Genomic DNA, 13773 nt, shown 5'->3' with positions numbered 1-13773 from the left:
TCACTCACTCTCCGATTCATAATGGACCCAGTAAGATGAACTGCGGAAGATGATGGCCGTGCAAATGGCAATTGCCGCAAGCAACACCCAAGCCATGGCGGAAGCGTAGCCCATCTTAAAGAACACGAACGCGTTACGGAACACGTATAGCACGTAGAGGAGCGTGCCGCCGAGCGGATCGCCCTGGCCATTGGAGATGATGTAACTTGGCGTGAACGCCAAAAAGGATTGGATGACCTGCATGACCACGTTGAACAAGATTACCGGTGTTAACATGGGCAACGTGATGCGAAAGAAATTCTGCAGTCCGCCTGCGCCGTCGACGTTTGCCGCCTCGTAAAGCTCTTTTGGAATGTTTTTCAGCCCAGCCAGAAAGATCAGCATCGGAGACCCGAATTGCCAACCCGCCAACAGGACCAGAGTCCAGAGTGCGGTATGCGGATTGCCCAGCCAGGATATGGGATGTATCCCTACCAAGGCGAGGAGGGCGTTGACAGCCCCGTTGTCGCTAAACAGCTGCTTCCACATTACCGAGACGGCTACGCTGCCACCAATCAACGAAGGGATGTAGAGCACGGTGCGAAACAGGCCCGCGCCGGCCGTGACACGGTCCAACAGAACAGCAATCAAAAGCGCGCAGATAAGCCGCATCGGCACGGAGGTCAGGACGTAAACCAGCGTGACACGCACCGATTGCCAATACGTGTCGTCCCCCCAAAACATCTTCTGATAGTTGGCCATGCCGAGCCAGTTCGGTGCTCCCAACATGCTGTAATCGGTAAACGACAGATAGAGCGAAGCCACCATCGGCAGGGCGGTCAAGGTGATGAAACCAATCAGAAACGGCGAGATGAATAGATATCCAGCCAAGTTTCGGTTGCCCGTGCGAAACTTGAGACGTCTGACTGCCACATGGCCCTTTCCTGCCACGACTAGCCGTCCGCCCAACAATGACTTTCCCTCCTCTTCCATGGAGACCGGGGACCGATTCCGTGAGAACTGACGAGCCCCACCAACACTCACTAAGCAGGGCCCGTCCACAACGCCTAGACTCACTTCAAGAGCGGTGTGGCCTCCTCACGAAACTCCTTAGCCCCCTGTGCAGGCGTCTCTTTTCCGTACAGGACCTTCTGGTCAACGTCGGTCAGGTCCTGGCTGATTTCCGAGTAATTGGCGGGATCGTCCGGGTCGATAGGGCTGCTGTGCTTGGCTACGTAGTCGACATAGTCATACGTCTCCTGATCCAGCTTCGAGAGGCTCGGTTTCAGTTGGTCTCGAATCACGGAGGATACCGGTACGCCTCTATCGCTTCCGAGAATCTTGGCAGCGTTCAGATTATTGATGAAGAAGTTGATGAAATCGGCCGCCTGCTTTTTGTACTTCGAATTTTTACTGATAGAGAAGAACATCGCCGGCTTCAGGTACAGTCCCTTGTCCGTATTCGGACCAGGCGGCGGCGCCAGCTTGAGGTTCAATTGCCCGTTGTTCGACATCGCTGTCAACTGGTTCGACCAGCGCAGGTCAAACGCGGCTTTCTGCTGCGCCAACGGTTCGTCTTCCAGACCCTGAATTTGTTGCACCGCGGTCATGTTGGGCGCGGCCCCATCGTGTATCAGTGTGAGATTGATCTGCCAGTAATCTGCGAGTACCGAGTCGCTGTAGCCGAGTCCGGTTTGAGTTTTGTTGAACAGGTGCTGGCCGTGCTCACGGATATACAGTTCTGGCGCAAGCCCCGGGTCAAGGGTGCGCGCACCGTAGGTGCCCAGTTTTTGATGCACCTTCTCGGACATCTGGATGAAATCATTCCACGTCCAATTCGGGTTAGGGTCTGAAAGGCCCGCCTTTTTCAGTAGACTCGGGTTGTACAATACAGCCAGCGCATTGATGCCGAGAGGAACGCCCAGCTGCTGGCCATTCACGACACCGGTCTGGAGAATTTGCGAGTCGACGCGACTCGTGTCAATCTCCTTGTCATCCATGTACGGCTTTAGGTTTTCAAGCAAGCCCTTCGACGCAAACTGCGCAATCATGGGGCCGTAATTCATCTGCATCACATCGGGAAGGTTGTTGCCGGCCGCCTCGGTGCTCAGCTTTTGCGTGTAGCCGCTGTACCCGGTAAACTCCGGTTGAATCTTGATGTCGGGATGTAATTTCTCGTATAGGTTGATGACCTTCTGTGTGATGTTGTCTCGGGTCTGATCTCCCCACCAGGACACGCGCAGGGTCATGGTTTTCCCACTGTTCGATCCGGTAGACGATCCGTTGCTGCTTGTGTTCGTACTTCCGCATCCCACGACCAACGTAGCGGTGACCGCAGCCGAAGCGAGTAACGTAACCGTCCGGTTCATAGGTCGCCCCTCCTTAATTCCTCGAGATTCTCGTTTGACCCCACGATGACCCATGACGCGATACCGATTGGAAGCGTTTTCGGGAAGTGTGAGTTGATTCAATTTCCTGGTTGAATTTCATTGTAGTTTCTCACGGGCCCAGTTCACATCCAAATATCCGAACCGTTCCTCCAAAATTCAGAAGAACTATGCACCACGACTAAGAAGGGCACCGATTCCGCACAGTGCGTGATCCGGGTTCTTGACATGAGCCTATGATAGAGGTGTAACCGACGTCTCGCGCCCCCATTGCGGACCGCTCATCTTTCGAAACGATGAAAAAACCGCGCCGTAGCGCGGTCTCGATGCTCAGTCAGGTATCCTTAACTGTCAAACTTAAGTTACAGTCTGATATGGAATTCCGATGTATAGTGTTTCTATCGTCCATACAGGCTCTGTTCTATAACAAACAACTAATAGAAACAAACAAGCAGATGTCGTATAGGTGCTATACCCCTCTCACCAGTCAATCGTTTTCCAGAAGCTCCACAATCACCTTCAGGGACTCGCTGGCATCCACATAGGCGTATCGACCGCCTTTGTAATCCCCACGTTGAACTAACGGGATGCCCATGGCATCCAATGCCTTCAGTTTCCCCTGCATATCCTTGACGACAAACGCGATATGATGGACGCCTTCCCCGTGCGTGTCGAGGAACTCCTGCCAGATGCTCGGGCCTCCGACCGGCTCAATGAGTTCAATGTCGACCGATCCCATGTGAAGAAACGCCAGTTTTGCACGGGCATCCGTCGCTTCCCCCCGGTACTCAGTATGGGCCCTCTCCTGTCCATCCGTCAATTGCCAAGACGGGGTTTCCACACCGAAGAATTCCGCGAACTTCTGCGCTGTCTTCTCAATATCACGTAAAATGATGCCAATCTGCGCCACAACATTGGTTCCCAATATACCATTAGCCATGCAAATTCCTCCGTTTCCGCGGAAGGGACGGACGCCGGCTTCCGTATGGATTCACGGCGCTCTTCGGTGATCACCAGTCATCGTCCAACAAACGCGCGCCGACACATTTCTGAATCGATTGTAATGCTTCAACAAACCAAAATAATTGACATTCCGTGCAAATATAGTCATCCTCTGTGCTAAATCGGGCGGCACCCCTTAACCGGGCAGGCGTCGAGCCCCAGCGTCGGCGCGCGTGTGGGGCATACGAAGGTTGCGCAGCCAAGCCACTCCCCACAAGCACAAGAGAATCCCCGTCATCCACAAACCCCACATGTCCTCGTGACACCAATTAGCCGGGTTGATGAACTGCCACATTGTACCCACGAGACCTTCGGCCAAAATCTGTGTCCACTCAAAGGTGCCGACCATCCAGGCCGCGCCTGTCGACAGGGCTGTGATGGCCACGTTGTAACGCCAACGTCGTACAGGGTCTTCGCTCGCCCAGCCGTACGCTCGGGCCATGCACAGCCCGTCTAACCCATCCAAGAGACTCATGCCCCCCGAGAACAACAGGGGCAGCACCAGGACACTGAGGGTTTCGGGAAGGGTCCAGGCGTTTGTATGTACACCCCCGATGGTCGTCGTACCAAAAGCCAATAGGGCAATCTCAGTGGCCGTGTCGAAGCCCAGACCAAACAACAACCCCACAAAGTACATGTGCCAGTCCCGGTTCACCCAGCGCAGACTGGCGGCGTACACGGTGCAGAGTAGCCCCTTGCCTGCTGGCGCCTGCCTGTACTCCGGGCCCGCGTGCAGCCGTCTGTTGCGCAGTAGAGTCCACAGCACCGCCGCGTTCCACATGGCCACCACGTAGAGGAAGGTCGCCGAAACCAAAGATCCGGTGAACGTCAACGCGGCTGGGGCGGCGGTGGCCGCCCAGTGGTAGGTGCAGACCGCCAGCACGGCAACCAACGTAAACACCACGGTAGAATGCCCCAGTGAGAAGTACAGTCCCACCGCCCGCGCGCGGGATCCCTCGTGCAACAGTTTTCGGGTGGTGGTGTCGATGGCGACAATGTGATCCGCATCGACCGCGTGGCGCAACCCAAACAGATACGCCATGGGTCCAAGTGCCCATAGGCTCGACAAATGATGCACCCCGAACCACCATACACCCCATCCGAGGCATTGCAGAATGCCCATCACGATCTCCGTCGTGTGGAGAGAAGGTGCGCCTTGTCCGCTCAAATACTCTCCCTCCTGTCAGACAACAGCCTTAATACTTGCGCAGCAACTGCGGAGTCGCGCCGAACCATTCGCGCCAGATGCGCGCCCGAACAACATGAAAGACCTTCTCCACTTCGTCGGTGGACAATCCGAACACGCGCACCATAAACCCCGGCCCCGGCAGCGGCGACAACCCGACGCACCCTTGTATACCCAATCCTTGCACGGACTCGGCCAGTACGTGTTGCGCCGGATCGGAGAGCTCATAGCCCATCACCAGCAACGTCCCGTAATGGGTGTATCCTTCCATCTGGCCGAGGCCCAGGAACGTGTTATCGGGGCAAAGCCACTGATGGTCGTACAAAACCGGCCGGTCATCCACCCAAACCGTCAACCACGAGCGAAACTCGTTGTAGCGGAACCACCCACCGTCGGCGGACCAACCCGGGGTAAGAATCTCCGAATAAAAGAGTCGAGACGAGGCGTTCATGCGCACGTGTGTGCGCTGATGATAGCGCGCGTTCTCGTAAGGGATGATGACATCCGGGCGAAAGTCCAAGCAGCTACCAGGAGCCAAGTCTATGGTGACGGACTGGGTGACAGGCCGCACCGGACTCTTGTAGACCTTGGTCGCGGACTGGGTGGTTAATACCGCCCGCGATCCGCTCCCACCAATGACGGTCAGTTCGTACGCGTCCCCTTCCACACACCCGCCGCCCACGTGAATCAGGTATAGTTGCGGATCGGGCCCCACTCCGTACACCGGGCGGGACAGACGAAACGCGCCTTCTTCGACCAGGGACTCAATCTCGGTCCGGCCCCGCCGTTCCGCCAACTCCATCCGCAACCGCCCGGTCAACGTCGGACAACGGGACTCACAGCCCGGCCAAGAAGGCGTGCTCATGTAACCACCCCACCACTTCGGCAAGACCAACGTCATCCCGGAGATTAGTCATGAACAGTGGGCGCCCATCCCTTGCCCGCAGCGCATCTTGCTCCATGACTTCCAGGCGGGCTCCAACGTAGGGGGCCAGGTCAATCTTGTTAATGATGAGTAAGTCCGATTTAATCATCCCTTGCCCGTTCTTGCGCGGAATCTTCTCCCCCTGGGCCACGTCAATCACGTAAATGGAGAGATCGACGAGCTCCGGGCTGAAGGTTGCCGACAGGTTGTCGCCACCGCTCTCGACAAAAATCATATCCAGGTGTCCGTGACGCTGCAGTAGTTCGTCCATTGCAGCAAAATTCATAGAAGCATCCTCGCGAATGGCGGTGTGCGGACACCCACCCGTCTCGACCCCGATGATGCGATCCTCGGGTAGCACCCCTGCGCGGATGAGGTAATTCGCGTCTTCCTTTGTATAGATATCATTGGTAATAACCGCGACGCTGAGCTGCGGATACAGCCGGCGCGTCAATTTATCCACCAACATGGTCTTGCCGGCGCCAACCGGCCCCCCAATACCAATACGCACCGTGTCCAACCCGCCATCCCTCCTGACGACTTGGACATAAAAATTCGCACGTGAAGCTGGTTGTGCCGCAGCTGGGCCATCTCCAGTCCCGGGGATACCGCGCCAAAGTCGCAATCCTGCAGTTGCAACACCCGGCTCACGGAGTCGGGAATCTGGGCACGCAGTGCAAGCAGCAATAACTGGCCATCGGTCTGCCCCAGCGGGATGGCGCGCACCCCGTTTTGCACTTGGACAGCCAAGCTGCTGTACAAATAGCCAGCCAACCCAAGTGACATCTCGACTCCAGCGGCGTAGGCCGCCAATCCATACACCACAGCAGGATGTCCATGAACATGACCTTTCCGAACGCCTTGTGCGTACTCCATGAGCAGCGCGTCGTCTGGAAACAATGTGCGGGCCATCATCACCAAGCGCGTGCCCATCCGGCACGCCGCAGTGCGGGTCTCCTGCGGAACGTTATTCACATATAGACGCTCGTCCACGCTGGCGATCCGATCGAAATCGTGTTCCTGGGCCGCCTCGTGAACAATCCGGAAAGCGAAGCCATCCGTGTACACCAGCGGCCCTCGTAGATGCGCCTCCAGGTACTCGCGAAAGGTTTTCGCGTCACGCACGCGGCCGTCTTGGATATACGTCTCCAGCCCCAACGAGTGAGCGTAAGCGCCGGATGGAAAATTGGAATCATATAATTGAAGAAGGGTTAACAGCGCGTCCATCATGTCGATCCTCAAGCATGTCCATGCCCGGGGCTGTGACCATGACCGTGCTCTGCGATGTAACGAAACGGCTCCCGCAGCACCCGCTCTTCACGGACAAAGGGCACCTCGAGGCTGACAAATAACTGCTCCAGCAGCGGATCGTCGGCGACAATCAGGGTATCCCCCTCAAACTGGGCCGGCACATGGCGATTCCCCAGTCGGTGCGCCACCTCACCCATCTCGCGCAGCGATTTGGGGGAAACGACCAGCACCGACTCCGGCAACACGGAGACCACGACAGCCGCCTCGTCGTCCATCCACAAGATATCCCCATCGCGCAAAGCTGCGCTGTCCGCCGGCAGCCGCAGCCCAAGCTCCCGCCCGGATTCGGTGCGAAGCCGCTGTATCCGTTTCAGCAATGCCTCCGAGTGCAGCCATACGCGGTCCAACCGGCGGGAAGCCGCGACGCCCTCGTGTACATGGCCCACCACCTTGGTACAAATCACGAAAAAACCCCCGTTTCTCTTGTAGTCATGGGTCGGCGACGGATGAGGCAAGCCTCAAAACAGAAAGTACCTCTGCGCCATCGGCAACCTATCCGCAGGTTCACAGTGAACCGGCTCCCCATCCACCCGCACCTCATACGTCTGCGGATCGATCTCAATCTGAGGAGTCAGGTCGTTGTGCAGCATGTCCGACTTCTGCAAGCGCCTCGTCCCCGACACAGGCAACGTGGGTTTTTGCAAGCCCAGCCTCTGGCCAATCTTTCTCTCCTGCGCCACTTGGGAGACGAAGGTCACGCTGGTGTCAAACCGCGCGCCGCCCAGCGTCCCAAACATGGGACGATACAAGACAGGCTGCGGAGTCGGGATGGAGGCATTGGCATCCCCCATCGCCGAGAGCACAATCATGCCCCCTTTCAGCACCAGGTCGGGCTTGATTCCAAAGAAGGCGGGATCCCACAGGACGAGGTCTGCCAGCTTTCCTTCTTCCACCGAACCTACGTAGGCGCTGATGCCATGGGTGACGGCCGGGTTGATGGTGTACTTTGCGATATACCGCTTCACCCGCACATTGTCCCCCACGCGCCCGGCATCTTCCGGCAGCTTCCCGCGCTGGCGCTTCATTTTGTCCGCCGTTTGCCAGGTGCGGATAATCACCTCGCCGACCCGCCCCATCGCCTGCGAGTCAGAACTCATCATGCTGATGGCTCCCATGTCATGGAGGATGTCCTCCGCCGCAATGGTCTCCGGGCGAATCCGTGAATCGGCAAAGGCGACGTCCTCCGGCACGTTCGGATCTAGGTGGTGGCAGACCATCAGCATGTCGAGGTGTTCAGCCACTGTGTTCACGGTGAACGGGCGGGTCGGGTTGGTCGAGGACGGCAGGATATGGGGATAGGAAGCCACTTTCATGATGTCTGGAGCATGCCCACCCCCGGCGCCCTCCGTGTGATAGGTATGAATCACGCGTCCCGCGATGGCCTCCAGCGTCCGCTCGACGAATCCGCTCTCGTTCAACGTGTCGGTATGAATAGCCACCTGCACATCCATCTCGTCCGCTACCCGCAGGGCCGTATCAATGGCCGCGGGCGTGCAGCCCCAATCCTCGTGGAGCTTCAACCCAATCGCCCCAGCCTCCACTTGCTCCAGCAGCGGATCCGCATGCGATGCGTTGCCCTTGCCGAGAAAGCCCACGTTCACGGGCAACCCGTCGGCCGCCCGCAGCATCCGGTGCAGGTTCCATACGCCGGGTGTGCACGTCGTCGCGTTCGTACCCTCCGCCGGGCCGGTGCCCCCGCCGAGCATGGTGGTGATTCCGGATGCCAACGCCGTTGGCACCTGCTGCGGACAGATGAAGTGAATGTGCGCATCCACGCCCCCCGCCGTGAGGATTTTCCCCTCGCCCGCAATCACCTCGGTGCCCGCGCCAATCAACACGTTGACCCCGTCCATTACCCACGGGTTGCCCGCCTTGCCGATGGCCGCAATGCGACCATCGCGTATCCCGACATCCGCCTTGTAGATTCCGGAAGCGTCCAAAATTACCGCGTTCGTGATCACCAAATCCATCACGGCGTCATCTCGCGTGGCGTGAGGATGCTGGCCCATTCCGTCCCGGATCACTTTTCCCCCGCCAAATTTCACCTCGTCCCCGTATACAGTGAGGTCTTTTTCGATCTCGATAAACAGTTCCGTGTCGGCCAATCGCACGGCGTCCCCGGTCGTGGGACCAAACATGTCCGCGTACTGTCTGCGCGACATCCAGAGTGTCATGGCTCGGTTTTCCCCTCCAGCGGGCCTTCCGCACGCGAGTTAAACCCATGCACGCGGCGCTCCCCGACAAACGGCACCAGTTCCACCGTACGGGCATCCCCCGGTTCGAACCTCGCCGCTGTCCCAGACGGAATGTTCAGTCGTGTACCCCATGCCTGCGCACGGTCAAAGGCCAGCGCCTCGTTGACTTCGTAGAAATGATAGTGAGAGCCGACCTGGACGGGCCGGTCGCCGCGATTGACCACGGTCACCGTGACCACCGGCCGGCCCACGTTGCATGCTATCGGATCTTCCAAAAGTAGATATTCCCCAGGTATCAAAGCCACTCCACCTTTGGTTAAAAATGTGGGATTTCGCTCTGCCAATACCGGTGTACCTTCTGTCCGGCTCTACGAGATGGGGTTGTGTACCGTGATCAATTTGGTACCGTCCGGAAACGTCGCCTCCACCTGAATTTCAGGAATCATCTCGGGTATCCCCTCCATGACATCATCACGTGAGAGCACCTGTCGGCCCAACACCATCAGTTCCTCCACCGACTTGCCGTCCCGGGCGCCTTCCAAGATCTCGCAAGTGATGAGCGCCACGGCCTCAGGGTGATTCAGCTTCAACCCCCGCTCTCTTCGTCGCCGCGCCAAATCCCCAGCCACGACCAGCAACAGTTTTTCCGTCTCCCTATCTGTCAGTCTCATGGCAGGTCTCCACTGCTTCCTTTTCGAACACGGTCGCGGGCTGAGGAATGCCCGTTAGCCCCTGCCTCAGGCATGGAAGATGTCCCCCCTTAGAAAAGTACAGACGGTTTTCGCACTGAATATTCCATTATCGACGTCTGCTGGGACCATTCTAGCACGTAAAAAATAAAGCACAATGTTTAATGTCACATCATATGACATGTATTTCGAGTTTTTGGCCTTCACTTAGACAAGAAACACCTGAAATATACTCTCTTCCGTCCTATTTATGTCACTTTACATTACACTAAATATTGTGGTGGGCTTGTTTCACGTGCTAAGGTGTACTTACTTACGCCAAATCAGCACAAAACCGCCCCAATTTTGAAATTGGCGTATAAGAGAGGAGAGGAGTGGAGCGGATGTCAGCACTGGATATCGAACAGAGCCGAAAAGGCCGCCCGAGGAGGGCCTTCAATCGATGGGTCAACAACCCGGTGATGGAAGACTATGCCCTGCGCTATGCGCCGCGTTCGTTCCGCCGATGGAGCGAATTTACGGTGGCCAACTCCGCATTAGGCGGTATCGCCTACATGGCCGATTTCGCCATTGGTGGTTCCATCGCGTTAAGTTTCGGATTCGCAAACTCGCTCTGGGCCATTCTCGTTGTCGCGGCGATCATCTTCGCCACCGGAATTCCAATTGCCTACTATTCCGCCAGATACAACATCGACATGGACCTACTTACCCGCGGAGCCGGATTCGGGTATTATGGATCCACCCTGACCTCCCTGGTCTATGCGTCGTTCACGTTCATCTATTTCTCCACCGAAGGTTCCGTCATGGCGCAGGCATTAAACCTTTTCTTTCACATTCCGCTGGCGGTCGCATACCTCATCTGCTCCCTGATTGTCATCCCACTGGTCATGTACGGGATGACCGCTCTTTCCAAGCTGCAGGTCCTTACTCAGCCGGTCTGGCTGATTCTGATGCTTGGTCCATTGGCCGCAATAGCCATCAAAGACCCGAGCGCATTCGCGGCCTGGACCCACTTTGCCGGAGCCTCTGCATCAGGGGCAGCGTTCAGCCCGATTGAATTTGGCTTGGCCTGCGGCGTAACGCTCTCCCTCATTGCCCAGATTGGAGAGCAGGTGGATTATCTGCGCTTTATGCCCAACCTGACCCCAGCTAACCGCTCCAAATGGTGGGTCGCAGTGCTCCTTGCAGGCCCTGGCTGGGTGATTCTTGGCGCCCTCAAACAGATGGCCGGCTCCTTTATGGCTTCTTACATCGATCCGCTGGTCGGCAAGGTGCAGGCGGATGAACCGATTCACATGTACACCTACGCCTTCCACACCGTCATCCCGAGCATGTTCGCCGCATTGGCGGTGGCTACCTTCTTCGTCCTGCTGTCTCAGATCAAAATCAATGTCACGAATGCCTATTCGGGATCGCTATCCTGGTCCAATTTCTTCTCCCGCATTTTCCATTTCCATCCTGGCCGAGTGGTTTGGCTGTTCTTGAACGTGGCCATTGCACTCGCCTTGATGGAGTGGGGAATCTTTGGCTTTCTCAACACCGTGCTCGGATTCTATTCAAATGTTGCCGTGGCCTGGATAGGCGCCATGGTGTCAGATATCGTAATCAACAAAATGATTCTCGGCATCAGCCCGAAATTCATCGAGTTCAAACGCGGACACCTGTACAACTTCAATCCGGTCGGATTTGGCTCTATGATCATCGCCTCAGCCGTATCCATCGCGGCCTTCTTTGGTGCATTCGGATCTACCCTGCAGGCGTTCTCGGCGCTCTCGTCCCTCGCACTGGCGTTCATACTGGCCCCCATCATCGCTTTGGCGACGAAGGGAAAATACTATATTGCGCGCGAGAGCCGTCCAGACTATGACGTCCCGGTTGCTCCAGATGGGGAGACTGCACATCGCCATAGTCAGGCTGAAATCACCTGTTCGTGCTGCGGGTATTCGTATGAAATGGAAGACATCCTGCTTTGCCCCTTCCACGCCGCTCCAATTTGCTCCTTGTGCTGCAGCCTCGAAAAAACGTGTCATGATCAATGTAAGAAAACTCCGCTGACAGTCACCCAACCGACCGTACTGCGCGCATAGTCGAGACCACTCGGCAGTCGCCCGGAATTGGGTGGGAGGGGGCGCCTGGCCCCCGTCCTCTCACAGCGCCGTATGTGCGGGTTCGCATACTCGCAGTACCGCGGTGGGGATTCCGAGTCCCCGCACGCCGCCTCCGGGTTTCGGAATTTCGACCTGCCTGACGGGTTGCAGTAAAAACAAACCCGCCGCCTGGATGCCCAGACGACGGTATGATGCGAATACGATGGCACTCTGTTTTTGTATGAGAGCTCGCCTGGCCCGAATAGGGCCAGGTTGCGTTCCGCCTTAGGCCCCCGCGCTCTGCGAGACCGATTCTGTGGCGGACGGATTGCCCGCTCCAGCCCGGTTGAGCAGTTCTGCGTCCTGCAGGTACTCGTTGGCCCAGCCGCTCTTCACACCCCAGAAGTAGAAGATGAGCGAAGAAACGGCAACGACCAGCATATCCCAACCGTACGGAATGATATCATGTCCGCCAAACTTCGAGCTGCCGAGCGCCGACAACAGCGCCATCCAGCCGAGGTAGACCAGGAGCCAGATACCGGCCTTGAGGTGGCGAGCAAAGCCGCGGAAGCCATCCTTCGACTGATAGTAGAAGTAGATGGGCAGACCGACGAGCATGATGATAATCACCTTGCCGGTCAATGGCCAACGCGCCCAGTACAGGATGAGCGACGCCAGCATAAAGGCCACCGGAGCAATCACCGACAGCCCTTTGATGCGCGACGGACGATGCAGGTGCGGAGCCGTGCGGCGCAGGACCATCACCGTAATCGGACCGGTCACATACGAGATGATGGTCGCGACCGAAATCACGTCCGACAGAGATCCCCAACCACGGAACAGCACCAAGAACAGATACGCAACGCCGAGGTTCAACCACATGGCCGGACGCGGCACACCGAAACGCGCGTGGATGCGACCAAACACCTTCGGAAAGTAGCCGTTCCTCTCCATGCCATAAATCATGCGCGCCGTCGACGCGGTGTACGTGATACCTGTACCAGACGGAGATATGAAGGCATCGGCAAACAGGATGATGGCCAGCCAGTTCAGGTTAATCGCGAGCGCCAAGTCGGCAAACGGCGAGTTTAGCACCACGTGATTCCAGCCCTGGACCAGGTCGTGTCCTGGCACCGCACCGATGTAGGCGACCTCCAGTCCGACATAAATCAAGGCGGCAATCAAAATCGAACCGATGACCGCAATGGGAACCGATTTTGCCGGGTTTTTCGCCTCGCCCGCCAGGTTAATCGGGCTTTGGAAACCGTTGAACGCGAAGACCACGCCAGAAGTGGCGACCGCTGTCAATACCGCCGACCAGCCGAACGGCGCGAATCCGCCGTGCTGATGAAAGTTCCCACCGTGGAAACCGGCGACAATCAGACCGACGAACGTCAGCGTCGGAACGATGAACTTAAAAACGGTGATAAAGGCGTTTGCGCGTGCAAACAGCTTGACCGTCCAGTAGTTGAGCAAAAAGTAAATGAACACGAGAACCGCAGCGAAAAAAATACCTAACGGCTGCAGGGTGTGACCGTTGTACAGGGCTTGCGCCCAGGCCCAAGGCCACGAACTCATATACTGCACAGATGCCTCCGCTTCAATCGGAATGGTAGAGACAATGGCAATCCAGTTTGCCCAACCGGCGATGTATCCGACGAGCGATCCGTGCGAATATTGGGCGTACCGTACCATTCCGCCAGCCTCTGGGAACATCGAGCCCAGCTCAACGAACGTCAAGCCAATCAGCATGATGACAATCGCTCCGATAATCCAGGCGAACATGGATGCCGGACCGGCAACGTTTGCAGCCTTCCAGGCGCCAAACAGCCATCCGGATCCAATGATGGAGCCCAGCCCTGTCATCATCAGAGCGAAAGCGCCTACGTTGCGCTTATATCCCATAGAGTTCTTTCACCCCTCCTATTGTTTTTAGAGTCCTTTCCCCTCCTACTTGTTTTATGAAACGCTTTCAATCAATAAGGCCAGAAGAAGTGTCTATACCCCTACTA

At 57.0% G+C, this 13773-nt stretch carries 13 protein-coding genes; 1 reads left to right on the top strand and 12 read right to left on the bottom strand.

The genetic code is table 11. The annotated features are described in order from the left end of the window. The 11 genes from H522_RS0113490 to H522_RS0113440 all read right to left on the bottom strand — a co-directional run bounded on the left by H522_RS0113490 (position 1) and on the right by H522_RS0113440 (position 9656). The gene (locus tag H522_RS0113490; RefSeq protein WP_026962729.1) at positions 1–930 is read right to left on the bottom strand and encodes a carbohydrate ABC transporter permease; all 930 of its coding nucleotides are present in this window, start codon (positions 928–930) and stop codon (positions 1–3) included. A 122-nt stretch (positions 931–1052) separates the two neighbouring features. After that, the gene (locus H522_RS0113485; RefSeq protein WP_026962728.1) at positions 1053–2348 is read right to left on the bottom strand and encodes an ABC transporter substrate-binding protein; all 1296 of its coding nucleotides are present in this window, start codon (positions 2346–2348) and stop codon (positions 1053–1055) included. Positions 2349–2853: 505 nt separating this feature from the next. Continuing rightward, the gene (locus H522_RS0113480) at positions 2854–3306 is read right to left on the bottom strand and encodes a VOC family protein (RefSeq protein WP_026962727.1); all 453 of its coding nucleotides are present in this window, start codon (positions 3304–3306) and stop codon (positions 2854–2856) included. Between the two features lie 198 nt (positions 3307–3504). Beyond that, complete coding sequence (locus H522_RS19460; protein ID WP_051344272.1) at positions 3505–4536, bottom strand: HoxN/HupN/NixA family nickel/cobalt transporter; 1032 nt, start codon at positions 4534–4536, stop codon at positions 3505–3507. A 28-nt stretch (positions 4537–4564) separates the two neighbouring features. Then, on the bottom strand, positions 4565–5419 hold the full coding sequence (locus tag H522_RS19455; RefSeq protein WP_051344271.1) for an urease accessory protein UreD: 855 nt from the start codon (positions 5417–5419) through the stop codon (positions 4565–4567). Further along, positions 5391–5999, bottom strand: a complete 609-nt coding sequence (gene ureG, locus H522_RS0113465) for an urease accessory protein UreG (RefSeq protein WP_026962726.1) — start codon at positions 5997–5999, stop codon at positions 5391–5393. The genes H522_RS19455 and ureG overlap by 29 nt, the downstream gene beginning before the upstream one ends. Next, a complete protein-coding gene (locus H522_RS21175) occupies positions 5930–6706 on the bottom strand; it encodes an urease accessory protein UreF (RefSeq protein ID WP_211230687.1) in 777 nt (258 codons plus the stop codon). Before H522_RS21175 ends, ureG begins: the two co-directional genes overlap by 70 nt. Positions 6707–6717: 11 nt before the next feature. Beyond that, positions 6718–7194: an urease accessory protein UreE gene (locus H522_RS0113455; protein WP_026962725.1), complete on the bottom strand. Its 477-nt coding sequence runs from the start codon at positions 7192–7194 to the stop codon at positions 6718–6720. A gap of 54 nt (positions 7195–7248) precedes the next feature. Next, positions 7249–8964 carry an urease subunit alpha gene (gene ureC, locus H522_RS0113450; protein WP_026962724.1) on the bottom strand — a complete coding sequence of 572 codons (1716 nt, stop codon included), beginning with the start codon at positions 8962–8964 and terminating at the stop codon, positions 7249–7251. After that, positions 8961–9284, bottom strand: coding sequence for an urease subunit beta (locus tag H522_RS0113445; RefSeq protein ID WP_026962723.1), 324 nt, complete (start codon positions 9282–9284; stop codon positions 8961–8963). The genes ureC and H522_RS0113445 overlap by 4 nt, the downstream gene beginning before the upstream one ends. Positions 9285–9353: 69 nt before the next feature. After that, a complete protein-coding gene (locus H522_RS0113440) occupies positions 9354–9656 on the bottom strand; it encodes an urease subunit gamma (protein WP_026962722.1) in 303 nt (100 codons plus the stop codon). Between the two features lie 401 nt (positions 9657–10057). Here H522_RS0113440 and H522_RS0113435 point away from each other — a divergent pair, with 401 nt between their 5' ends. Beyond that, entirely contained in the window at positions 10058–11761 is a 1704-nt protein-coding gene (locus tag H522_RS0113435) for a purine-cytosine permease family protein (RefSeq protein ID WP_051344270.1), read from the top strand. A gap of 285 nt (positions 11762–12046) precedes the next feature. Here H522_RS0113435 and H522_RS19445 read toward each other — a convergent pair whose 3' ends face one another. Continuing rightward, positions 12047–13666 carry an APC family permease gene (locus H522_RS19445; RefSeq protein ID WP_051344269.1) on the bottom strand — a complete coding sequence of 540 codons (1620 nt, stop codon included), beginning with the start codon at positions 13664–13666 and terminating at the stop codon, positions 12047–12049. Between the last annotated feature and the right edge of the window lie 107 nt (positions 13667–13773).

This window comes from Alicyclobacillus herbarius DSM 13609, assembly GCF_000430585.1.
Lineage (GTDB): Bacteria > Bacillota > Bacilli > Alicyclobacillales > Alicyclobacillaceae > Alicyclobacillus_G > Alicyclobacillus_G herbarius.
The sequence above is the reverse complement of the archived record's forward strand: the minus strand, read 5'-3'. Positions and strand labels throughout refer to the sequence as shown.